This is a genomic window from Paraburkholderia acidipaludis NBRC 101816 (genome assembly GCF_000684975.1).
GTDB lineage: Bacteria > Pseudomonadota > Gammaproteobacteria > Burkholderiales > Burkholderiaceae > Paraburkholderia > Paraburkholderia acidipaludis.
This window is the reverse complement of the sequence record NZ_BAXZ01000001.1, coordinates 152,187-173,708: the sequence shown is the minus strand read 5'-3', so window position 1 is coordinate 173,708 and position 21,522 is coordinate 152,187. Positions and strand designations below refer to the sequence as shown.

Annotated in this window: 19 protein-coding genes, 1 tRNA gene and 2 riboswitches; of the genes, 4 read left to right on the top strand and 16 right to left on the bottom strand. The window is 64.4% G+C overall.

The window, feature by feature from the left end; translation table 11 throughout:
• Window positions 1-18: 18 nt before the first annotated feature.
• From BAC01S_RS00810 to BAC01S_RS00785, 6 genes are all read right to left on the bottom strand, one after another.
• Entirely contained in the window at window positions 19-1,074 is a 1,056-nt protein-coding gene (locus BAC01S_RS00810; protein ID WP_027793055.1) for an alginate lyase family protein, read from the bottom strand.
• Between the two features lie 250 nt (window positions 1,075-1,324).
• Complete coding sequence (gcvP, locus tag BAC01S_RS00805; RefSeq protein ID WP_027793054.1) at window positions 1,325-4,300, bottom strand: aminomethyl-transferring glycine dehydrogenase; 2,976 nt, start codon at window positions 4,298-4,300, stop codon at window positions 1,325-1,327.
• A gap of 64 nt (window positions 4,301-4,364) precedes the next feature.
• The gene (gene gcvH / locus BAC01S_RS00800; RefSeq protein ID WP_027793053.1) at window positions 4,365-4,745 is read right to left on the bottom strand and encodes a glycine cleavage system protein GcvH; all 381 of its coding nucleotides are present in this window, start codon (window positions 4,743-4,745) and stop codon (window positions 4,365-4,367) included.
• Window positions 4,746-4,847: 102 nt separating this feature from the next.
• Entirely contained in the window at window positions 4,848-5,966 is a 1,119-nt protein-coding gene (gcvT, locus tag BAC01S_RS00795) for a glycine cleavage system aminomethyltransferase GcvT (RefSeq protein ID WP_027793052.1), read from the bottom strand.
• Between the two features lie 80 nt (window positions 5,967-6,046).
• Window positions 6,047-6,190, bottom strand: a riboswitch (glycine riboswitch).
• 57 nt (window positions 6,191-6,247) lie between these two features.
• A riboswitch (glycine riboswitch) is annotated at window positions 6,248-6,350 on the bottom strand.
• Window positions 6,351-6,426: 76 nt separating this feature from the next.
• Complete coding sequence (locus tag BAC01S_RS00790; protein ID WP_027793051.1) at window positions 6,427-6,774, bottom strand: hypothetical protein; 348 nt, start codon at window positions 6,772-6,774, stop codon at window positions 6,427-6,429.
• 220 nt (window positions 6,775-6,994) lie between these two features.
• Complete coding sequence (locus BAC01S_RS00785) at window positions 6,995-8,044, bottom strand: oxidoreductase (RefSeq protein ID WP_027793050.1); 1,050 nt, start codon at window positions 8,042-8,044, stop codon at window positions 6,995-6,997.
• Between the two features lie 152 nt (window positions 8,045-8,196).
• Here BAC01S_RS00785 and BAC01S_RS00780 point away from each other — a divergent pair, with 152 nt between their 5' ends.
• On the top strand, window positions 8,197-10,287 hold the full coding sequence (locus tag BAC01S_RS00780) for a UvrD-helicase domain-containing protein (protein ID WP_027793049.1): 2,091 nt from the start codon (window positions 8,197-8,199) through the stop codon (window positions 10,285-10,287).
• A 106-nt stretch (window positions 10,288-10,393) separates the two neighbouring features.
• Here the strand turns inward: BAC01S_RS00780 and BAC01S_RS00775 are convergent, their stop codons facing one another.
• Window positions 10,394-11,317 carry a c-type cytochrome gene (locus BAC01S_RS00775; protein WP_027793048.1) on the bottom strand — a complete coding sequence of 308 codons (924 nt, stop codon included), beginning with the start codon at window positions 11,315-11,317 and terminating at the stop codon, window positions 10,394-10,396.
• A gap of 307 nt (window positions 11,318-11,624) precedes the next feature.
• Here BAC01S_RS00775 and BAC01S_RS00770 point away from each other — a divergent pair.
• A tRNA-Arg gene (locus BAC01S_RS00770) sits at window positions 11,625-11,700 on the top strand.
• 79 nt (window positions 11,701-11,779) lie between these two features.
• A complete protein-coding gene (locus tag BAC01S_RS00765; RefSeq protein ID WP_156954255.1) occupies window positions 11,780-12,454 on the top strand; it encodes a hypothetical protein in 675 nt (224 codons plus the stop codon).
• A gap of 231 nt (window positions 12,455-12,685) precedes the next feature.
• Here BAC01S_RS00765 and BAC01S_RS35425 read toward each other — a convergent pair whose 3' ends face one another.
• From BAC01S_RS35425 to BAC01S_RS00730, 8 genes are read right to left on the bottom strand one after another with little or no spacing between them, the layout of a single operon-like run.
• Complete coding sequence (locus BAC01S_RS35425; protein ID WP_245616454.1) at window positions 12,686-12,814, bottom strand: pyocin activator PrtN family protein; 129 nt, start codon at window positions 12,812-12,814, stop codon at window positions 12,686-12,688.
• 29 nt (window positions 12,815-12,843) lie between these two features.
• Window positions 12,844-13,695 carry a phytanoyl-CoA dioxygenase family protein gene (locus BAC01S_RS00760; protein WP_027793046.1) on the bottom strand — a complete coding sequence of 284 codons (852 nt, stop codon included), beginning with the start codon at window positions 13,693-13,695 and terminating at the stop codon, window positions 12,844-12,846.
• Window positions 13,692-14,435 carry a phytanoyl-CoA dioxygenase family protein gene (locus BAC01S_RS00755; protein WP_169740084.1) on the bottom strand — a complete coding sequence of 248 codons (744 nt, stop codon included), beginning with the start codon at window positions 14,433-14,435 and terminating at the stop codon, window positions 13,692-13,694. The genes BAC01S_RS00760 and BAC01S_RS00755 overlap by 4 nt, the downstream gene beginning before the upstream one ends.
• 13 nt (window positions 14,436-14,448) lie before the next feature.
• On the bottom strand, window positions 14,449-15,399 hold the full coding sequence (locus BAC01S_RS00750; RefSeq protein WP_027793044.1) for a glycoside hydrolase family protein: 951 nt from the start codon (window positions 15,397-15,399) through the stop codon (window positions 14,449-14,451).
• An 11-nt stretch (window positions 15,400-15,410) separates the two neighbouring features.
• Window positions 15,411-16,070, bottom strand: coding sequence for an acetyltransferase (locus tag BAC01S_RS00745; RefSeq protein WP_027793043.1), 660 nt, complete (start codon window positions 16,068-16,070; stop codon window positions 15,411-15,413).
• Window positions 16,070-16,702: a class I SAM-dependent methyltransferase gene (locus BAC01S_RS00740; RefSeq protein ID WP_027793042.1), complete on the bottom strand. Its 633-nt coding sequence runs from the start codon at window positions 16,700-16,702 to the stop codon at window positions 16,070-16,072. The genes BAC01S_RS00745 and BAC01S_RS00740 overlap by 1 nt, the downstream gene beginning before the upstream one ends.
• Entirely contained in the window at window positions 16,699-17,409 is a 711-nt protein-coding gene (locus BAC01S_RS00735) for a WbqC family protein (protein WP_043200699.1), read from the bottom strand. The genes BAC01S_RS00740 and BAC01S_RS00735 overlap by 4 nt, the downstream gene beginning before the upstream one ends.
• Entirely contained in the window at window positions 17,399-18,529 is a 1,131-nt protein-coding gene (locus BAC01S_RS00730) for a DegT/DnrJ/EryC1/StrS family aminotransferase (protein WP_027793040.1), read from the bottom strand. The genes BAC01S_RS00735 and BAC01S_RS00730 overlap by 11 nt, the downstream gene beginning before the upstream one ends.
• 207 nt (window positions 18,530-18,736) lie before the next feature.
• Here BAC01S_RS00730 and BAC01S_RS33185 point away from each other — a divergent pair, with 207 nt between their 5' ends.
• A complete protein-coding gene (locus tag BAC01S_RS33185) occupies window positions 18,737-20,614 on the top strand; it encodes a methyltransferase domain-containing protein (RefSeq protein ID WP_156954253.1) in 1,878 nt (625 codons plus the stop codon).
• Between the two features lie 50 nt (window positions 20,615-20,664).
• Here BAC01S_RS33185 and BAC01S_RS29890 read toward each other — a convergent pair whose 3' ends face one another.
• Entirely contained in the window at window positions 20,665-21,483 is an 819-nt protein-coding gene (locus BAC01S_RS29890) for a hypothetical protein (RefSeq protein ID WP_043200697.1), read from the bottom strand.
• Window positions 21,484-21,522 lie beyond the last annotated feature (39 nt).

Here is a 21,522-nt window from a genome sequence, read left to right as displayed (position 1 = left end):
GCGCGAGGCCCGGCGTGGTCAACGCGCGGGCAGCGGCAGGCACACGGCTAACCACGCGGGTGGCGTGGGCGCGAGCCTGAGCGCGATCGGCGTATAGCGGCCGTCCAGTCGGGCGGCCAGGTGGTACAGCTCGGCGGCGTTCTGCGGGTCCCACGCGCCGGAGTAGCCGGGCAGGCCCGCCTCGCGCCGCCGCGCGTCGAACGGCACCGTCGAGTGCACGAATTCCTCATGCGTTTTCTCGCCGAGCGCATAGGGCGTGAGCCAGTCCAGCGCCTTCGCCAGCGTCGCGCCGTTGGCGGCCTTTTCCGGCAGCCAGTTGCGGTTGTGGCGGCGCGCGGCGAGCGCGGCCGTCACGAGCGGCTGCAGGTCGTAGGTCACGTAGTGCAGCGCGTCGCGCTCGCCGAAATCGAGCGTCGAGCCGTCGGGCGCGACGTTGTCGCCGATATGCTCGACAAAGAGCCGCTGCGCCGCCGCAATCATCTTGCGGTTGTCGAGCGTGAACGCGATCATCGCAATCAGTTTGACCCGGTGACTCTGCCAGTTGTTCGCGAACGTGCCTTTCAGCGGCCGCGGCTGCGCATCCACCTGCGCGATATAGCCGCTGCCCATGCGGTTCAGGAACGCCATCGTCGCGTTGCGCGTCTTCACGGAGAGCGCGCTCGCGGTCATGTCGTAGGCGAGGATCAGCGCTTCGAAGTGCGTTTCGTCGATGGGATTGAAGCTCGGCTGGTAGGTGCCGACCCAGGCGGCGAGGAAACGGTCGACGAGCTTCAGATAGCGGTCGTTGCTCGTGGCGCGCCACGCGAGCGCGGCGTCGCGCATGAGGTCGAGCTCTTTCTCCGCCTCCACGCTCTGGTCGTAGATACCCTCGCGCGGCAGCGTGCCTTCGGTGTGCAGCTTCGCGAGCGGATGGGGCGCGTCGTTCACGTGCGCCTGCACTTCGGCCACCAGCGCCTTGACGCCGGGATCCGCGCTCGTGCGCTCGCTCGTTTGCAGCGCGGGGGCCGCGCAGAAGTTCATCGCGGCGTGCGCCGTGGAGGTGGCGGCAAGCCAGCAGCATGCCGCGGCCAGCATGGCGGCCAGCCTCGCCGGCCTCGCGGGTGCGCCGATGCTCGTCGGCTGGGCAGGGACCCGGGTTGGAACTGGGGCATAGACCCGGGTTGAGATCCTGGTTGAGACCGTTAGCACCTTCCGCGCCATGCGGGACTCCCTGGTTCAAGGCTGACAGGTGTGTGATGGTAACGGTTTGCGGCGCCAAATGTGAGAGCGATGACGGCCGCCGGCGTCAACTTCCTGCGACGCGCGGCGGCCGTCAATGCGGCGCTCAGGCCTTGTTGGCTACTTCCGCCGATTGTTCCTCGCCGTACTCGGCGATCGGCACGCACGAGCAGAACAGGTTGCGGTCGCCATAGACGTTGTCCGCGCGGCCGACCGGCGGCCAGTACTTGCGCGCCACCAGCGAGCGCACCGGGTAGGCCGCCTGTTCGCGCGAGTAGGCGTGCTTCCAGCCGTCGGCGACGACCACGGCCGCGGTGTGCGGCGCATGGCGCAGCGGGTTGTCTTCCTTGTCCGCGCGACCGTCCTCCACGGCGCGGATTTCCTCGCGGATGGCGATCATGGCCTCGACGAAGCGGTCGAGTTCCTCTTTCGATTCCGACTCCGTCGGCTCGACCATCAGCGTGCCCGGCACCGGGAAGCTCATGGTGGGCGCGTGGAAGCCGTAGTCCATCAGGCGCTTGGCGACGTCGTCCACGGTGATGCCGCTCGCGTCCTTGATGGGACGCAGGTCGAGAATGCACTCGTGTGCGACGAGCCCGCCCGGGCCGCTGTAGAGCACCGGGAAATGTGGCGCGAGCTTGTTCGCGACGTAGTTCGCGTTGAGGATCGCGGTTTCCGTGGCGGCCGTGAGGTTGGCCGCGCCCATCATGGCGATGTACATCCACGAGATCGGCAGGATCGAGGCCGAGCCGTAAGGCGCCGCGCTCACCGCGCCGATGCCGTGTCCCTCGTCTGCCGAGCGGCGGTAGCCCGTCGAAAGCTGGTTCGGCAGGAACTGCGCGAGGTGCGCGCCCACTGCGACCGGACCGACGCCCGGGCCGCCGCCGCCGTGCGGAATGCAGAAGGTCTTGTGCAGATTCAGGTGCGAGACGTCGCCGCCGAACTGGCCCGGCGCCGCGAGGCCGACCATCGCGTTCATGTTTGCGCCGTCCACGTACACCTGGCCGCCGTGCGCGTGCACGATCTCGCAGACTTCGCGCACGTTCTCTTCGAACACGCCGTGCGTCGAGGGGTAGGTGATCATGATCGCCGCGAGCTTCGCGGCGTGCTGCCCGGCCTTGGCCTTCAGGTCGGCGAGATCGACGTTGCCCTTCGCGTCGCAGGCCACGACCACCACCTGCAGGCCGGCCATTTGCGCCGACGCGGGGTTCGTGCCGTGCGCCGAAGCCGGAATCAGGCAGACGTTGCGATGCGCTTCGCCGCGCGAGGCGTGATACGCCTGAATGATCAGCAGGCCCGCGTACTCGCCCTGCGAGCCCGCGTTCGGCTGCAGCGAGACGGCGGCGTAGCCGGTGGCGGCCACGAGCATCTGTTCGAGCTGATCGACCATCTCGCGATAGCCGACCGTTTGCTCGGCCGGCGCGAACGGGTGGATGCGGCCGAACTCGGGCCACGTGACCGGCAGCATTTCCGAGGTCGCGTTGAGCTTCATCGTGCACGAGCCGAGCGGGATCATCGAACGGTCGAGCGCGAGATCCTTGTCGGAGAGGCTGCGCAGGTAGCGCAGCATTTCCGTTTCCGAATGGTGACGGTTGAATACCGGGTGCGTGAGGTACGCGCTTTCGCGCACGAGCGCGGCCGGGAACGTGGCCACGGCCTTCGAGGCGAGTTCGGCGTCGAGTGCATCGACCAAGGGCGCTTCGCTTGCGAATGCGGCCTGCGCAAACACGGCCAGCAGGTCGGCGAGGTCGGCGCGCGTGGTGGTTTCGTCCACCGACACGCCCACGCGCGTTTCGCTCACGCGGCGCAGGTTCATGCCGCGCGCGAGGGCCGCGTCGTGCAGCGCCTGGGTGCGGGCGCCCGCTTCGAACGTGAGCGTGTCGAAGAACGATTCGTTCACGAGCGCGTAGCCCAGCTGCTTCGCACCGGCGGCGAGAATGGCCGCGACGCGGTTCACGCGCAGCGCGATCGTCTTGAGGCCCTGCGGGCCGTGATAGACCGCGTACATGCTCGCCATGATCGCGAGCAGCGCCTGCGCCGTGCAGACGTTCGAAGTGGCCTTCTCGCGGCGGATATGCTGTTCGCGCGTTTGCAGCGCGAGGCGCAGCGCCGGGTCGCCGTTCGCGTCGACGGTCACGCCGACGAGACGGCCCGGCATCTGGCGCTTGAAGTCGTCCTTCACCGCGAGATACGCGGCGTGCGGACCGCCGAAGCCCATCGGCACGCCGAAGCGCTGCGAGTTGCCCACGGCCACGTCCGCGCCCCATTCCCCCGGCGGCACGAGCACGGTGAGCGCGAGCAGGTCGGCGGCGGCGATCACGGCGCCGCCCGTTGCGTGGATGGCGGCGGCGAGTTCGCGGTAGTCGCGCACGTCGCCGTTCACGCCGGGGTATTGCAGCAGCACGCCGAAGGCATTCGCGCCGGCGGCTTCAGCGGCCGGGCCGACCTTCACTTCGATGCCGATCGGCTTCGCGCGCGTCTTCACGACTTCGAGCGTTTGCGGCAGCACGTCGTCGGCCACGTAGAACACATTCGACTTCGACTTGCCGGTGCGCTGCACGAGCGTCATCGCCTCGGCGGCGGCCGTGGCTTCGTCGAGCAGCGACGCGTTCGAGATCGCGAGGCCCGTGAGGTCGGTGATCATCTGCTGGAAGTTCAGCAGGGCTTCGAGGCGGCCCTGCGAGATTTCCGGCTGGTACGGCGTGTACGCGGTGTACCACGCCGGGTTTTCGAGCACGTTGCGCAGGATGACGGCCGGCGTGTGCGTGTCGTAGTAGCCCTGCCCGATATAGGAGCGGAACACCTCGTTCTTGTCGGCGAGCGCGCGCAGGCCCGCGAGCGCTTCGGCTTCCGTGCGCGGCGCGCTGAACGGGCCGAGCGGCAGCGTTTCCTGGCGGCGGATCGCGGCCGGAATCACCGCTTCGATCAGCGCGGCGCGCGAGGCGAAGCCGAGCGTGCCGAGCATCGCCTGCTGGTCGGCCGTATCGGGGCCGATATGGCGGCCGGCGAAGGCTTCGTGCGTCTCGAGCGCAGCGAGGGTGAGGGAGGTGTTCATCAGACGATCCGGGTGTTCGAGCTTCATGGGCGTTCCTGCGGGCGCGGCGGCCGGGCTCGTGCCGCCGCGCGGGTGCGTTTGGGCGTTGGGGTTAGGCGCCGATGGCCTTTTCGTAGGCGGCGGCGTCGATCAGGCGGTCGAGCGAAGCGTCCGCAGCCGGCTTGATCTTGAAGAGCCACGATTCATAGGGCGAGCCGTTCACCTGGTCGGGCGTGTCGACGAGCGTGCTGTTCGAATCGACGATCTCGCCCGCAACCGGGGCGTAGATGTCCGAGGCGGCCTTGACCGACTCGATCACGGCCACGGCGTCGCCTGCGCCGACCGTGCGGCCCGCTTCGGGCAGTTCGAGAAAGACGATGTCGCCGAGCGCTTCCTGCGCGTGGTCGGTGATGCCGACGGTCAGCGTGCCGTCGGCTTCGGTGCGAACCCATTCGTGCGATTCGGTGTATTTCAGATCGGCCGGGATGCTCATAGGATGCTCCAGTGCGTGGTTCGCGGTTGCTTGCAAATGCTTCGGAAGAGGGGAGCGTGCGCGCCGGTCAGGCGACCTGCCAGACGACCCGACGCACGGCGTTCAGGCGGCCAGCACCTTGCCGTTGCGCACGAACGGCAGTTTTACCACGCTTGCGGGAAGGGCTTTGTCGCGGATCTGCACCTGCACGACGTCGCCCGGCTGCACGCCCTGCGGCACGCGCGCGAAGGCGATGGATTCCTGCATGGTCGGCGAGAACGTGCCGCTCGTGATCTCGCCTTCGCCGTGCGGCGTGAGCACCTTCTGGTGCGCGCGCAGCACGCCGCCCGCCTTGCCGTTTTCCTTCTGCAGGATCAGGCCGACGAAGGCCATGCGCGCGCCGTTCTTCTCGAGCACGGTGCGGCCGACGAAGTCGCGCGGCTCCTTCATGTCGACGGTCCAGGCGAGGCCCGCGTCGAGCGGCGAGACGTTGTCGTCCATGTCCTGGCCGTACAGGTTCATGCCCGCTTCGAGGCGCAGCGTGTCGCGCGCGCCGAGGCCGCAAGGCTTCACGCCCTGGTTCTGTAGCGCGGCCCACAGTTCGCAGACGGCGGCGACGGGCACGATCACCTCGAAGCCGTCTTCGCCGGTGTAGCCGGTGCGCGCGATCATCAGCTCGCCGAACGGCGTGCCTTCGATCTTCGCGGCGTTGAAGGGCTTGAGCGTTTCGGTGCAGCTGCGCGAGGAGGGCGCCACGCACCAGACCCGCTCGCGTGCGTTCGGGCCCTGCACGGCGACGATCGCGAGATCGTTGCGCGGCGTGATCGTGAGGCCGTAGCCGCCTTCGGCATTGAGCTTCTCGAACCAGGCGATGTCCTTCCCGGCCGTGCCCGCGTTGACGACGGTGCGGAAATCGTCGTCGGCGAAGTAGTAGACGATCAGGTCGTCGATCACGCCGCCTTCCGGGTTCAGCATGCACGAGTAGAGGGCCTTGCCCGGCGTGGCCAGCTTCGCGACGTTGTTGGCGAGCGCGCGGGAGAAGAACTCGCGCGCTTTCGGGCCTGCGAAATCGACCACGCGCATGTGCGAGACGTCGAACATGCCGGCGTCGGTGCGCACGGCGCGATGCTCGTCGATCTGCGAGCCGTAGTTGACGGGCATGTCCCAGCCGCCGAAGTCGACCATGCGGGCATTGAGCGCACGGTGAGTGGCGTTGAGCGGGGTACGTTTCAGTTCGGTCATGGGGCGGCCTCGGCGCGGTCGAAAACGAAAAAGGGCCATGCATGAGCCGCCGCAGGCACTGTGCCTGTGGACGCTTCATGCATGGCCCCTCTGTCCTCGGTACCTGAGAGATTGCGCCGCGCACTGATTGGATCAGTGCCTGGACGGCGCGCGCCCCTTCGGTGGGCAGTCTGAACGCGGCCTGTCTTGCCGCCGTTCTGCTGCCGCTCTCCAGAGTGCGGACTTTCCTGCGTTTCCGTGTGCCGCGCGCAAGGTCGCGCAAGGCTGGCGGAAAGGCGGTCCGGCGCGCACGGTCCTTTTGCCTGAGAGTTTGTGGGTTGCCCCTTCGGCGGCGCCGGCTGCGCTAAAAAGCTCTCAACCGGCGCGCTCTCCCGGCGCGCGCAGCGATTGTGCGCGAGGCGCACAGGGCGTGTCAATGCGGAAAAATTTGGGCACGCCCCGCGTACCTCACTTCAGGGAGTTACTCGCCGACCGCGTGCGCGGCCTGGTCGAGTTCCTGGTTCAGGACGCGCTGCTCGTCGGGCGAGAGACCGCCGCCGTGCTGCGCAGCCATGCTGTGCGCTTCGCCGCGGATATCGTCGAGGCGGTGATGCAGCGCGTTGCCTTGCGGCGGCGGATAGTAGCCCTGATTCACGTGCGCGTCGATGCGGCGGCCCAGATTGTCGATACGGCCATCCACCTGATGCAGCCGCTCAACGGCGATCTGGTGCGGCGTGGGGCCGGACGGCGGGGGCGGCTGGTTGACGACGCAGGCGGCGAGCGTCGAGACGAGGGCGCTTGCAGCAAGCGCGCGGGCGATGCGGGACATATAAGACTCCTTTTGGTCGTTGTCGCTCTTTCTGGCGTTGTCCGAACGCCCAACGTTTCAAACGTTTATTGAGATGACAAATTTGCGTGCCGGGACTTGTAACCGTTTGTATTCATCTTTCATGAGCGTCGGAACAATGAAAGGTTTGCCGCGGCGCCGCCGAAATACTCGACGGCGGGATCAAGGCGCCTCAACCGACGGCCATGACGCGGGCAGGCTTTCAGTGTCCTCGCGCGAAGGGCAGCGTGCGCCCTTCGGCGGCGCTTTGGATGGCCAGCTCGATCACGGTCATGACGTCGATGGCGTCCTGCGGACTCACCGGGAAGGGCACGCCCTCGCGGATCGCAGCGGCCAGCGCGCGATAGAGGCCGGTGTAGTCGCCGTTCAGGGTGGGCAGGCTGCGCTCGCTTTCGCTGCCGTCCGCGAGTTGCCCATGCAGACGCCCCGCCTCGTTGCCCGCGCCAAAGCCTGGCTGGCCCGGACGCAGCCCCGCCTTCAACTGATCCTCCTGGGTGTCGAGCCCGTTCTTCAGATAGCTGCCGCCCGTGCCGTTGATCACGAAGCGCGGCGAGAAGGCCGCCAGCGCGCTCGCGTGCAGCACGGCTTCGTGCTGGGCGTAGCCGAGCACGAGATGGGCGTAGTCGGGCGCCGTGGCATTGTCGCGGCGCGTGCGCACGAAGGCGGTCACCGTTTCGGGCGTGCCGAAGAGCGCAAGCGTCTGGTCGATCAGATGCGGCCCGAGATCGTAAAGCAGGCCGCCGCCCCGCGAGGCGTCTTCGCGCCAGCGCTGGCGCACGAGCGGCCGAAAGCGGTCGAAATGCGATTCGAAGTGCGTGACCCGGCCCAGCTCGCCGCTTTCGAGCAGCGCGCGCACGGTGAGGAAATCGCCGTCCCAGCGGCGATTGTGGAACGGTGCGAATACAAGCCCGCGCTCGGCCGCGAGCGCGGCGAGCTTGCGCGCCTCGGCCGAGGTGAGCGTGACCGGCTTGTCGACTAGCACGTGCTTGCCGTGCTCCAGCGTGCGGCGTGCGAGGTCGAAGTGCGTGTCGTTGGGCGTGGCAATTACCACGCATTCCACGTCGGCGAGCGCGAGCAGGGCGTCGAGGTCGGGGACGATGGCGGCTTCGGGAAAGTCGGCGCGGGCGCGCTCCGGCTGGCCGGTGGCGATGGCGGCGAGCTCGACCGCGGGGCAATGCGCGATCACGGGTGCGTGGAAGGTCTGGCCGGCAAAGCCATAACCCATCAGGCCGAGTTTCAGCGGGGAAGTCATGGGGCAATTCCTGCAAGAGGCGGCGTGGCGGCACTGAACTGCGGCCACGGCCGCGGTGGGCGGGAGGGCGTTATTGTGGCACGCGGTCGTGTTAACATCGCACCTCCCGCGCGGCGCCAGGCCGTCCCACCCGTATTTCCAATCCAGCAACGATGTCCGCAGGCCTGAATCCCGCCCAAAGCGAAGCGGTGCGCTATCTCGACGGTCCCTGTCTCGTGCTCGCCGGCGCGGGCAGCGGCAAGACGCGCGTGATCACGCAGAAGATCGCGCACCTGATCGAAGCGAAAGGCTTCGAGCCGCGCCATATCGCGGCCGTCACCTTCACCAACAAGGCCGCCGCCGAAATGCGCGAGCGCGTGGGCAAGCTGCTGGAAGGCAAGACGCTCACCACGCCCGGCAAGGAAGGCCGCAAGGTGCCGACCAACCAGCTCACGGTCTGCACGTTCCACTCGCTCGGCGTGCAGATCCTGCGCCAGGAAGCCGAGCATCTGGGACTCAAGCCCCAGTTCTCGATCATGGATTCCGACGACTGCTTTGCCATGATCCAGGAACAGGTGGGATCGACGGATAAAGGCTTCATCCGCAAGATCCAGTCGATCATCTCGCTCTGGAAGAACGGCCTCGTGATGCCCGAGGAAGCGCTCGCCACCGCTTCGAACGAGGACGAACACCAGGCGGCCATCGTCTACCGCAACTACGTGGCGACGCTGCACGCCTACCAGGCGGTGGACTTCGATGACCTGATCCGCCTGCCCACCGAGCTGTTCGCGAAGAACGAGCCTGTGCGCGAGCGCTGGCAGAACAAGCTGCGCTACCTGCTGATCGACGAGTACCAGGACACCAACACCTGCCAGTACGAGCTGCTGAAACTGCTGGCGGGCCCGCGCGCCGCGTTCACAGCGGTGGGCGACGACGACCAGGCCATCTACGGCTGGCGCGGCGCCACCATCGAAAATCTGGCACAGCTCGGCAAGGACTATCCGAAGCTGCACGTCATCAAGCTGGAGCAGAACTACCGCTCGACGGTGCGCATTCTCACGGCGGCGAACAACGTCATCGCGAACAACCCGAAGCTCTTCGAAAAGAAACTCTGGTCCGAGCACGGCATGGGCGACACGATCACCGTCACGCCCTGCAACGACGAAGAGCACGAAGCCGAGTCGGTCGTGTTCCGCCTTTCCGCGCACAAGTTCGAGCGCCGGGCGCAGTTTCGCGACTACGCGATCCTGTATCGCGGCAACTTCCAGGCGCGCATCTTCGAACAGGTGCTGCGCCGCGAGCGCATTCCCTACGTGCTTTCGGGCGGCCAGTCGTTCTTCGACAAGGCCGAGATCAAGGACCTCTGCGCGTACCTGCGCCTGATTGCCAACCACGACGACGATCCCGCTTTCATCCGCGCGATCACCACGCCGCGCCGTGGTGTGGGCAACACCACGCTCGAAGCGTTGGGCTCGTTCGCGGGGCAGGCCAAGGTCTCGTTGTTCGAGGCCGTGTACATGGGCGGCATCGAGGCGCGCCTTTCCGCGCGCCAGGTCGAGCCGATGCGCGTGTTCTGCGACTTCATGCAGCGCCTCGCCGAGCGCGCGGAAAAGGAACCGGCGACCGTGGTGCTCGACGACCTCATGGAAGCGATCCACTACGAGGCGTATCTGTACGACGCCTTCGACGAACGCCAGGCGCAGTCGAAGTGGCAGAACGTGCTGGAGTTCCTGGAATGGCTCAAGCGCAAGGGCACGAAGCCGGAGCAGGAAATTGGCGAAGACAGCGAGGCCACGGGCTACGACAACGCCGACGGCCTCGCCGACACCGGCAAGAACCTCATGGGCCTGATCCAGACCGTGGCGCTGATGTCGATGCTGGAAGGCAAGGACGAAGACCCGGATGCCGTGCGCCTTTCGACCGTGCACGCATCGAAGGGGCTGGAGTATCCGCACGTGTTCCTGGTGGGCGTGGAGGAGGGCATCATGCCCCACCGCGGCGGCTCGGAGGACGACGTGATCGACGATGCGCGCATAGAAGAAGAACGGCGCCTGATGTACGTGGCGATCACGCGTGCGCAGCGCAGCCTGCATCTGAACTGGTGCAAGAAGCGCAAGCGGGCGCGCGAGACGGTGGTGTGCGAAGCGTCGCGCTTCATCCCGGAGATGGGGCTGGACGAGGCGCCGCCGCCCACGGCGGAAGAAGCGCCGATGACGCCGAAAGACCGGCTGGCGAGCCTCAAGGCGCTGCTGCAGAAGGGCTGAACGCTGCTCGCGATTGCGGCGCTTGACCACGACGGCAAGGACGCGGCGAAAACGGAAAGGGCTGCATCGTGAGATGCAGCCCTTTGGCTTTGGTTATTGCGTGCGCTTACTTCGCGGCGTTCACCATGTAGTCGACGGCGGCCTTCACCTGGTCGTCCGAGGCGTTCGAGCCGCCCTTCGGCGGCATCTGGCCCTTGCCGTGCAGCGCGTAGTTATAGATGGTGTCCATCGGATCCTTCAGGCGCGGCGCCCAGTCGCCCTTGTTGCCGAACTTCGGCGCACCCAGCACGCCCGCCGCGTGGCAAGCCTGGCAGACCTGCTGATAGAGCGCCTTGCCGGCCTGCGAAGCGTCGGCGCTTTGTTCGGCGCCGCCTGCCGCAGGTGCGGAAGAGGGCTGCGGAATGGCTGCGATTGCTGCTGCGGCGGCCGAAGCCTGGCCGGCACTGGCCTCGGCGCCCGACGCAGCGGGGGCACCTGAAGCCGGCGCGGCCGCTGCCGCACCCGATGCGCCCTGCGCGGCGCCCGGTGCGGGCATGGGCGGATTCGGGAAGTTCGCGCCGGCGTGATTCGCCATGTAGGCGACGGCGAGGCCGATTTCGTAATCGCTGTAGTCGTCGGGACTCGTGCCGCCGCGCGGCGGCATGGCGCCCTTGCCGGTGAGGGCCGTGTGCCAGAGCGTGTCGTAGCCTTGCGCGATGCGCGGCGCCCAGTCGCCCGAGTTGCCGAACTTCGGCGCGCCCGCCGCGCCCGTGGCGTGGCAGGCCGAGCAGACCGCCTGAAAGACCTGCTCGCCGGTCTTGTAGACGCGCGGCGCGTTGGCGTCGCGCACCGAGACCTGCGCGACGGGCGCGATGCGTGCGGTGATTTGCTGGGCGGAAAGCTCGTCGGTGCCGGCGCCGGTGCGCGTCGTGCTGTCGACGTAGTAGGCGAGCATGACGCAGCAGATGATGGGGACGGCAAACCCGGCGATGACAGCGGCGATCAGCTGGCCGGGCGTTTTGATCGGGGCTCCGTGGGGTGCTTCGCTCATGCTTGTCTCGTCTCCCGTTGGTATTGTGGTGAGCGGTACAACCTAGCGATGGATCAAACACCGACGATTATAGACGCAAGGTTTTGCGGCTGGTGGGCAGCAGCGGGAGTCTTCAGCGGGCGTTTACCCGGAGCGGCGGGGCGTCGATGGACGGGTTTGGGATATGCGGCCCTTATTGCTGGAGGGGGCGCAACGCCAAAGCCCGTGCGGTGGACGGTTTAACCGAAACCGGGTATTCTCTCGGTCTCACTGCGGCGCCGCTTTCCTCGTATTTTTTCGCGATTGGTGGCGGCGCCAGCGTCTCAATGCGCCCGTAGCTCAATGGATAGAGTACTGCCCTCCGAAGGCAGGGGTTGCTGGTTCGATCCCAGCCGGGCGCGCCAAGAAAATTCTTATAGATCAAGGGTTTGGTGATTATGCGCTAGGCCCTTTTTCTTCGCGTACGGAATCTATACGGAAAACGTGGGTGAACTTGTGGCCGAAAACAATACTATCGAATCCGCAAAAAGTTTTTTTGAGGTCGTAGACATTGTCTTTGTGGTGGGCGCCGCTCTTACCCTTCTGGGGCTTATTGGTGGCACGACCATTAAAGGCGTCCCGCTGCTCATGCCCAGTACCACCGCTCGAATCGCGTCCGTTGTCATCGGACTTCTGCTGATCGTGGCATCAATCCTGACTCATAGACGTAAAACGCTCCCTAAGCCGTCGAAATTTGGGGTGACGATCGAAAACCCTCGTTCGGGCGAGTTGGTGAAAAAATTGACGGTGCATGGCCGAATCAAGGCAAAAAAATTGCCCAAAGGGTACACGCTGCGTTTGATCCGAGTTTGGGAAAACGGTGAATACTTTCCCGTTTGGGGAAAGACCACTTTCGATTTGGCGAACGGTACTTGGGAAGCCGTCGATACTGACATCGGTGGCAATCCGGGCGACAAACGTACACTTCAGATCTGCTTGGTTGACGCGGACGCCAATGCTACGCTTGATTACTTTTTGAAAGCGCATGCGGTATACAAGAGTTGTCACGATGCGCTAGAAAAGGCGGGTGGAAAATTTGATAAGTGGCCGCCAGGACTGGAGCACCGCCCGCGCGGATTGCTCATATGCGCTGAAGTTGCCGTGCGCCGCGCGAATTAATCGGTCAGACAACTGTTTGCAGCGCGGTCACAACCCGCAAAACGCTAGACGACCACCCAATGAAAGGCATAGCGAGCGCTATGCCCTATCTCCGCCCTTCAAGATCGTAGTGTCCATCCAAGGCACGCACGGCAACCAATATTGCCTCGAATTCGGGACTTTAGGCCGCAAAGCTGATCGCGTTCCTTCACCGCTGCTGCGCGCTGCATGTCGATGTAGTCTGCCAGATTTTTAACGTGAACCCCCTCGCGCGGATTTTTGCGAACGCTCGGCACGAAGAACCGGCAACGCGATTTCCCCTCTGTTGATCTTCAGCAACAGCTTGCTTTCTTCAAGGTGCGGGAAAAACGCTTTCTGCACCTCGCCAAGCGGGATTGACCTGCCCCCTGCTACGCCTCCCGACACCTCGCTCGCGCGGCGCCATACGCCGCCACGGTCGGCTTCAGGAAATCATGTCCAGCTTTCATGTCGGTGCGGTCGTACTCGTCGCGCGGGGGCAGCGAGCAGTAGCCGAACACCGCCTTTTCGTCGTCGGTCAGCGCTTCGTAGATGTGCTGCGGCAGCGCCCCTGTCATATCGTAATTCTGCTTCATCCACCAGCGCACGAATGTGGCGATCAACGACCAACGGCTTTTGCCGGTCGTGTTGCCGAGCGCGCCGTGCCAGATGCGGCTGTCCCAGATCACGATGTCGCCGGCCTTCGCCAGGATCGGTATTGCATCGGCCATCGCGGACTGGTCCGCGTAGTCGTCCGAACGGTGCGAGCCCGGCACGAGCACCGTGCAGCCGCGCTCGGGGGTCTGATCTTCGAGCACGATGGCGACCTGGCAGGCGATGCAGAGCTTCCCGCTGCTCGGCACGAACGAATCGATGTGCAGCGGCATCGCGCGTTCGCCGCTGCTGCGGCCGATCAGCGAGCGCAAGATGAAATTCGGCCGATCCTGCGGAATCTGCTTGTACCAGGTGTCGTTCAAAAGACCGAGCAGGATCGTCATCACGAGCGGGTTGCCGGTGAAGGTGCGCGCGTACGTCACGTCCTCGCGCTGAAGGTTGTAGAGAACGTCGTGGCCGCGGTTGAGGAACGGCTGATCGGCGAGCTCGACTTCGGCGAGTTTCGCACTGCGCGCGCGCATCGCGTGCAGAAGCGCGGCGGCAGCATCCGGCGACATGCCTTGCTCGATGATCGTGTACCCGTCGGTGGCTAGCGCGTCGAGATGCGCGTCTGCTGTCTGTCTGGTCATTGTTGGGGCTCGGTGTTTTCCAGGTTGTCGGCTTGCGCAGGTTCCGACAAGTACGCTTGCCGGTCCACTGCCGTCCTGTACGCGCTGACGAAATTGCGGCGGTCCCACTGTTCGCAGCCGAAATCGTCGAAACGGCACGACAGCGACAGCTTCCAGTCGCGCGCCAAAGACGTTCGAGTCTTGTGAACAAGGAACGGCGACATGAACAGGATCTGGCCGGCTTCGATCTGGACGTCGAGGTAGCCGTCGATTTCCTGCTGCTCGAGCACGTAGCCGCCGTCGGTCTGCGTGCCGGGCCAGAGTCCCCGCAGGTGGCTGCCGGGGACGATGCGCAGGCCAGGGCCGTTCACGCCGATGTTGGTGACCGAGGTCCAGGCGATCACGCCGCGCGTCGACGTGCCCATGCTCGGCCAATCCTGGTGATATGGAAGACCGTAGTTGTTGCCCGTCGTATTGCAAGCCGTGTAATGCGTGACGATAGGGCCGGTCTGCACCGGTTCGACGATCTTGAGGTGCTCGCTCAGCGCGCTCACGATATCGGCGGAGCAAAAGAAGCGCTTGGTCTCGATGTCTTCCGCGAGCAGCTTGATCACATTGCGGTTGCGCTGTGCGTCGTCGCGGAATTTCGCAAGGAAGCGGCTTTCGAACCGGCTTCGTATCGACTGCATCTGCGCCTGCAAGGCGGGTGATGAAGCGATCAGGTAGCCCTGCTGCTCGAAGTCTCCGGCGATCAGGTTCATCTTGTGGTTCTCTCTATGCTTCGCGCACGGCTTCGGCATAGCCAAAGCCGCTGGCTCCGAAGCCGTTGCCGTTATAGAAGAGGAGGAGCCGCCCTCCCGCTTCGACGACCTCGGGATAGGCGAGCATGAACGAATCCCATCCCGTCGCGCCAACCTCGATGCCCGCGCGATCGTCGAGGCGCTGCCAGGCGATGCCGTCGGACGACTCGGCGTAGCCGATGCGGTAGCTGTTCGCCAGATTCTCGCGGTAGCCCGCGTGGCCGCGGTAGCAGTACCACATGCGGTAGGTGTGGCCGTCCTTGTAGACCGAGGCGCGCGCGATCGCGCCTTCGTCGGCGCTTGCGTAATCGATCGCGATCGTGCCGTGGCGTTCCCAATGGATGCCGTCGCGCGATTCGGCGTATTTCAGGTGGTAGCGCGGCTCTTCCTTGCCGTCGACCTTCTCCCAACCCGTGCACGAAAGGTACCAGTTGCGCCAGACGCCGTTTTCGATACGCACGCAGGTCGTCGCACAGAAGTACGGTTCCTGGGCGGTGCGGTCCATGATCGGGCCTTCGTACAGGCGCCGGTAGCTTGCGCTGCCGTCTTCGCTGACCGCGAGGCCGACCGAGTTGTGATACGGCACCGTGTTGCGCACGTTCCAGCCGATGTAGTAGAGGTACTGCACGCCGTCGTGTTCGACCACGGACGAAGGCATCATTCCGCAGTCGTCGAAGGTTCCCGGCTTGCCGAGCGGCAGGATGGGGGCGGCCTCGACCGAGACGATCTCGCCCGGTGCATCGGCGCGCACCTGGAGCTTCGCAATCAGGCTGCGGTTCTCGGGCGTGCGGCTGCTGAAGAGGAGCGTCAAGGCGCCGTCGCGCAAGCCGGCGAAGGTCGGAATCTGCGCATGCGTGCCGGCCCATGGCAGCCGCTTGTCGACGGTATAGATCAGACCGCGCTTTTCCCAGCGTATGGCGGACATCGGGGCGGCTCCTAGAACCTCAGGTCTTTGCTCGACATCGAGAGCTTTTCCGCGGGATTGCCCTTGTACACGGACCAGGGTTCGGTGCTCTTCATGATCGCCGTTGCCATCGCAATGAAGCTGCCTTCGCCGATCCGGATGCCGTCGCGCAGCGTCGCGTTCACGCCGAGAAAGCTGTATGCGCCGATCTCGCAGTGACCGGACATCACGACGTGCGAGGTCATCGTCACGTGATCGCGAATCGCGCCATGATGGCCAACATGATTGCCGCTCCAGAGCACGACGTTGTCGCCGATCGTCGTGAACGGCTGGATCGTGTTGTCCTCAAGGATGAAGCAGTTCTCGCCGATCTCGTTGCCGAAGGTCGTGGCTTTCGAGCTCACATAGCTGATGAGCCGGTAGCCCTTGCCCTTGATCTCGTGAAAGACACGCTCGCGTTCCGTGTTCATGCGTTTCGGCGACATTGGCGCGAAGAACTGGTAGCCGGACGCGGGATGGGTCTCGGCGACATCTTCGAACGCGACGACTTCGAGCCCTTTGAAGCTTCGCTCTTCGGGCAGGTACGCGCGGTTCACGCAAAACCCGGCGACCTCATGAGGCGAATCGTGTTCGAGATAGTAGTGAGCGAGTTCGGCGTAGTCATGCAGGCCGAAAATGAGCACCTTGGCCATCAGTTATGCTCCTTGTACACGTACACGGTGTATTCGTAGAGCCCGTAGTCGTTGCGCACGATGTAATGGCGCGAGAGGGAGCGCGCGAGGAAATCGGTCAGCGTGCCGATGGGCATGTGAAACAGGTCGTCGCGTTCCCAATCGACTTGCTTGGACATCACGTTGAACGCCATGCCGCGGCGCACTTTGGCGAACACTCTCTGCAGCACGCGGCGCATGTAGTCGAACATTTCATCGAACGAGAGTTCGCGCTTTTCCGTGAAGACGCCGTTCATGACGACGTAGTCATACTCGCCCAGCGATTCAGGTGCTTGCAGGACGTCCGCGCAGAGGTATTCGTTGTCCGGATACTTTTGCTTCGAAAGCGCGCAGAACTTCTCCGACGCGTCGAGGCCGGCGTACCGCACGCCCTGGACGTTCCGTTCGAGCATGTACTGAAAGAGATGCGACGCGCCGCAGCCGAAGTCGAGCAGCGTGCATGGCTGGGCACCCGGGCGCATGAGGTCGAGCATGACCTGATATCGCTTCACGGCGTCTGTCGGGTCAGGCCAGTCCACGCCTTTGTGGGTGTCGCCGAATCTTTCGAGACACTCTTCGTAGTGCTCAATGATGGCGTGATAGCGTCCAGTCATGACAGTGTTCCCGCGTGGAGCAGATCGGCGACGGCCTCCGGGTCGTTGTGCATCAGGACATCGACGATGGAGAGTCCGGGCAGAAAGGCGCCGCCATTGCCCGCATGGGGTTTCAGGACCGGATTCAGGAATCGCAGCGTGATGCCCTGCTCGGCGAACGCCGCGCGCTCGTAGAGCTCCGTGCCTCCGATCGAATTGACATAGACATCGGCTTGTTCCCGGCGGCAGATGTCGATAATGCGCGCCTGCGCCCGCAGATGGGCATTGTCGTAGCAACGCGATGTCGCGACGATGTGGGTCTTCAGCGCAAAGTGATCGCGCAGCGTCGTCAGGCTGTGCAGCACGTACTCCGCGAGATTGCGCGCGGGATGCTCGATGATCTGCTCCAGCAGCGGCATGACGCGGGGAAACTCGCTCGCCCGCGAGTAGGCCTGGCGGATCGACTTGAGCAGCCGGGTGCGCCAGGCGTTGTCTTCGCTGATCTCGATGTCGCAGATGAGCCGGTTCTGGCTGGCCTGCCGCAGCGGGACGGTGAACAGGTGTGCGTCGCCGTTGACGTTGATCCGGTTGCGATTGATCCAGCCGCGATTGATGAAGTTGACGTCGTCGTAGGCGACGAATGCATCCGCTTTCGCCATCAGCTGGAAGTAGCCGAGGTAGGGCAGAAAATACGGCTGCATGACGGCGAGTTTGCGTTCAGCTTGCATGCTGCCCCAGCCCGGCCGCTTTCAACACGATATCGATGATCCGATCCTGCGTGCGCGCGTCGAGCGCGGGATAAATGGGCAGGCAGAGGACCTGCTGCGAGATTTCCGTTGCCACGGGCAGGTTTGCCCGCGCCGCCGACGGCAGCGCACGGTACGTGGGGAACTCGCTGATCAGCGGGTAGAAGTAACGCCTTGCCCACACGTTGCCGCGACGCAGTTCGTCGTAGAGTTCGTCCCGCGTAAGCGGGAACTCGCGCGTCACGCGCACGGGAAAATACGAATTGTTGGGCGTGCTGTGGCTGGGAATGTCGTGCAGCATCAACCCTTTGACGTTGCGAAACGCGCTGCGGTAGCGCTCGGCGATCTGCGCGCGCGCCGCCTTGATTTTCTCGATATGGCCAAGCTGCAACAAGCCGAACGCGGCCTGCAACTCGTTCATCTTGCCGTTGATGCCGGGCGCGACGACCGTGACTTCGTCGACGAAGCCGAAATTCTTGAGGTTGTCGATCCGGCGCTTGGTCTTGGCGTCCCGGCACACGATCGCGCCGCCTTCAAACGTATTGAAGATCTTCGTGCCGTGAAAGCTCAAGACCGACATGTCGCCGAATTCGAGGATCGATCGGCCGTGTTTGCGCACATCGAACGCGTGGGCGGCGTCATACAGCACGCGCAAGCCGTAGGTGTCGGCAATCCGCTCGATCGCTTCCACTTCGCACGGGTTGCCGTAGACGTGGACGGGCAATATCGCGGTGGTTTGCGGCGTGATGGCCGCCTCGATCTTGCCGGGGTCGAGATTCATGCTCACCGGGTCGATATCGACGAAGACGGGGCGAATGCCGTTCCAGTGCAGCGCGTGCGTCGTCGCTACGAAGCTGAACGGCGTGGTGATGACTTCGCCGGTGATCTTCATTGCCTGCAATGCCGTGATCAGTGCGAGCGTGCCGTTGGAAAAGAGGCAGATGTGCTCGATGCCCAGGTGTTCGCACAGCGCGCGCTCGAGCTGGGCATGAAAGGGGCCGCCATTGGTCACTACCTTGCTGGCCCAGATCTGCTCCAGAAGTGGGAGAAATTCCTCCAGCGGAGGCAGGTAAGGCTGTGTGACGGGGATGAGCTTGTCCATAGGGGGCGCAGGTCTGCGTGACGGTCTGGCTGGTCGGGCCGCCGGCCCGGACGACTGCAATCTGCATCAGAGTGTGGCATCGGCATCCCGCTGCTGATCGATCAATCAGGCGCCAGAAGTACGGCCAATTCGTGCGAATAGCGTTCAGGGGACGTGTGGGCGCGCGGTCAATTTGGCAGGGTTATTACGCCTTGTTCGGGTATTTGAGTGCGCACGGACACGGTTAATCTCTGTCGAGATGGCCGCTGGCGCGCGCGATTTGCGCGCCAGGGGACCGCCAGCCTTGCACTACCGCCGCGAGCCGCGCATTCGGTCGGGCCGCGCGGGTTCATTTCGATAAGGGAATATCCCCCTATGGCTGAAGTCAGCATTCTTATCCCGGCATTCCGCCCCGACTTCCTGCTGAAAGCGCTGGCTAGCGCCCATGCGCAGACTTTCAAGGACATCGAGATTCTGGTGGGCGACGACACGGCTGACGGCCGGTTGCGCGACGTCGTCGCGCGAATCGACGATCCGCGTATTCAGTACTTCCACCACGGGTTCGGGAATGGCCTGCGCAACTGCCAGACTCTGTGGCAACGCGCGACGGGCCGCTACGTCAAGTGGCTCTACGACGACGACCTGCTGATGCCCACTTCCGTCGAGGTCCTGGTCCATGCCCTGCGCACCCACCCGCAGGCGGCACTGGCATTCCACGACCGTGTGCTGATCGACCAGCACGACCAGATCGTGCACACGCCACCGCCGCTCATCAACGACGGTGACATGGCGTTGCTCGATCGCCGCTTTCTCGTCCAGCACATGATCGGTCCGCTCAATAACTTCATTGGCGAGCCGAGCAACGTGATGCTGGTCAGGGACCGGCTGGATATCACGACCGCGATGTCGTACCGCTCGGAGGAGCTCGATTTCCTCACCGACGTTGCGACGTTCCTGAACAGTGCCGACGTGGGTCCGGTCGTGGCAGTGCGCGGCTACCACAGCTGCTTCCGTCGTCACGACGGGCAGAACTCCAGCGGCCAAAGCCCCTTCGCAAGCGCCGGATTCTACGAATGGGAAGTCTTCGTCCGCGGCGAGGCGGCGGCGGGTCAGCTCGCGCCGGAACAGCTGGAAGGCGCGAAGCAGGGACTCCTGCAGTTCTACCTTCACGCGCTGAGTCACCTTAAGCTCGCGGAAATCCAGCCGCTGCTTCTCAACCTGAACGAACTGACCGAGATCCCTCCGCAGCAGTTGTTCGATTCGCCCAAATTTCGCGCCCATCTCGCGCACGCGCGCGCCGCGGTCGCCGCGCGCAGGAAGACCCGGAACACGCCGAATGTGTGCGTGGTCTGCGATCACGAGGTCGGCGAATGGCAGGCCCATCCGCAGGCGAACAGCTTCGACCTGGAATTCCTCACCCAGGTCGAAAGCGTGGGTTCGCGGCTGGACAAGCATCTTTGCCCGGCGTGCCACTGCAACGATCGCGATCGGCACTTGTGGTTGTATCTCAAGCGCGCGGGGCTGATCGACGGCCTGAGCGGCAAGCGTGTTCTTCACGTTGCGCCTGAAGGGCGGCTCGAACCGCGCATTCGCGCGCTGGCGCCGCTCGAATATGTGACGGGCGATCTGCACCCGCGGCTCCCTCACCATGCGAAGATCAACGTCGAAGCGCTCGATTTCCCGGACCACCATTTCGACCTGATCGTGTGCAACCATGTGCTGGAACACGTGGATGCGCCCGAAGCCGCGCTCGCCGAATTCAAGCGATGCCTCGCGCCCAATGGGCATCTTGTGGCCCAGACGCCTTATTCACCGCTGCTGAAGCACACCTTCGAATTGAACCGGCGCGCGACCGAAGCATTCGCCACGCGCTATTTCGGTCAGGACGATCACGTTCGGCTGTTCGGTGCTGATATCGCGGACCGGTTCCGTGCCGCCGGCTTGAATGGGGATCTTTACGCGCACGAGACCGTTCTGCCCGGCGTCGATGCGGACCGCTATGGCGTCAACGCGAACGAGCCGTTTTTCCTGTTCGCGAACGGACCGGCGCCGCAGTTCGTGCAGGGGAGTCGGGACGAGGTTGAGGGGGCGATACCGGTCGTCTGATACGGGAAGAAGCGCCGCCGCAACGGCGGCGCCATTCTGGCAACCAGGCCTCAGACACTCATCGTCTTAAGCCGCTCATTGAGCACATGCCGCCTGCTCAGATAGGCAACGAAATACTGCGGAGACCCGGTTTCTCTCGCCATGAATTTCAGCGCATCGAGCACCAGCAGATCCTCGCCGAACTTGCCCAGCGCCTTGCTTGCGATGGGCAAGGTCACCGGGTTGTAGGCGCGCACTTTCCAATGGGACTGCGTGCTGATAAGCAGTGAAGCCATGCGCTCAATAATGAAGGTCTTGGCAGGTCCGCGCTGATTCTCGTACCGGACATCGGCATTGAGCTGCTGTCCCAGCTCGGTGTCGCCCGCTTCCGCCACCGCGAAAATACGCTCGCATGTCGCCAGCCACCGTTGCCAGAATGCCGGCCTGGCAACCAGATAATTGCAGAACACGGACTGCACCGAGCTCATCACGGTTTCGCCGACGTTCAGCCCGGGCGCGACGAGTTGAATCACGCTCTGGATCACAGGGCCGATGCCGGGGTGACAGGCCGCCGCGTGTTCAAAAACATTGAGGAAGAACGCCGCTTGATCGAAAAACGGCGAAAACGTCACGACGTCCACGTCGTCAGGCACGGTCTCGAGGAACGCATTGACCTTCGCGGCCGTCAAGCCCGTCTTCTCGAAGAACTTCGGTGACAGGAAGCCATAGCGGCTCGCCGGATCCAGCGTGTTTTCACGCAAAAAACGCCGCATCGGCCAATACTCGTACCAGTCCGGACGCTGCCCGGTGTTGTCGAGCGGCAGGAACCCCGGGTCGATCTGGGCGCGCGTCGCGTCGGAGTAATAGATCTGGAAAATATGATTTTTCATGGCGCATCGAGCCGGCGGCGATGGACGAGTCGGTGGGTA

What these genes read in the sequence shown, in the direction of transcription:
- BAC01S_RS00730 (WP_027793040.1), bottom strand. Translation starts at nt 18,529, where the DNA reads ATGGACAAGCTCATCCCCGTCACACAGCCTTACCTGCCTCCGCTGGAG.
- BAC01S_RS29890 (WP_043200697.1), bottom strand. Translation starts at nt 21,483, where the DNA reads ATGAAAAATCATATTTTCCAGATCTATTACTCCGACGCGACGCGCGCC.
- BAC01S_RS00740 (WP_027793042.1), bottom strand. Translation starts at nt 16,702, where the DNA reads ATGACTGGACGCTATCACGCCATCATTGAGCACTACGAAGAGTGTCTC.
- gcvH (WP_027793053.1), bottom strand. Translation starts at nt 4,745, where the DNA reads ATGAGCATCCCGGCCGATCTGAAATACACCGAATCGCACGAATGGGTT.
- BAC01S_RS00735 (WP_043200699.1), bottom strand. Translation starts at nt 17,409, where the DNA reads ATGCAAGCTGAACGCAAACTCGCCGTCATGCAGCCGTATTTTCTGCCC.
- gcvP (WP_027793054.1), bottom strand. Translation starts at nt 4,300, where the DNA reads ATGAAGCTCGAACACCCGGATCGTCTGATGAACACCTCCCTCACCCTC.
- BAC01S_RS00790 (WP_027793051.1), bottom strand. Translation starts at nt 6,774, where the DNA reads ATGTCCCGCATCGCCCGCGCGCTTGCTGCAAGCGCCCTCGTCTCGACG.
- BAC01S_RS00775 (WP_027793048.1), bottom strand. Translation starts at nt 11,317, where the DNA reads ATGAGCGAAGCACCCCACGGAGCCCCGATCAAAACGCCCGGCCAGCTG.
- gcvT (WP_027793052.1), bottom strand. Translation starts at nt 5,966, where the DNA reads ATGACCGAACTGAAACGTACCCCGCTCAACGCCACTCACCGTGCGCTC.
- BAC01S_RS00750 (WP_027793044.1), bottom strand. Translation starts at nt 15,399, where the DNA reads ATGTCCGCCATACGCTGGGAAAAGCGCGGTCTGATCTATACCGTCGAC.
- BAC01S_RS00785 (WP_027793050.1), bottom strand. Translation starts at nt 8,044, where the DNA reads ATGACTTCCCCGCTGAAACTCGGCCTGATGGGTTATGGCTTTGCCGGC.
- BAC01S_RS00780 (WP_027793049.1), top strand. Translation starts at nt 8,197, where the DNA reads ATGTCCGCAGGCCTGAATCCCGCCCAAAGCGAAGCGGTGCGCTATCTC.
- BAC01S_RS00745 (WP_027793043.1), bottom strand. Translation starts at nt 16,070, where the DNA reads ATGGCCAAGGTGCTCATTTTCGGCCTGCATGACTACGCCGAACTCGCT.
- BAC01S_RS00760 (WP_027793046.1), bottom strand. Translation starts at nt 13,695, where the DNA reads ATGACCAGACAGACAGCAGACGCGCATCTCGACGCGCTAGCCACCGAC.
- BAC01S_RS00810 (WP_027793055.1), bottom strand. Translation starts at nt 1,074, where the DNA reads ATGCTGGCCGCGGCATGCTGCTGGCTTGCCGCCACCTCCACGGCGCAC.
- BAC01S_RS00755 (WP_169740084.1), bottom strand. Translation starts at nt 14,435, where the DNA reads ATGAACCTGATCGCCGGAGACTTCGAGCAGCAGGGCTACCTGATCGCT.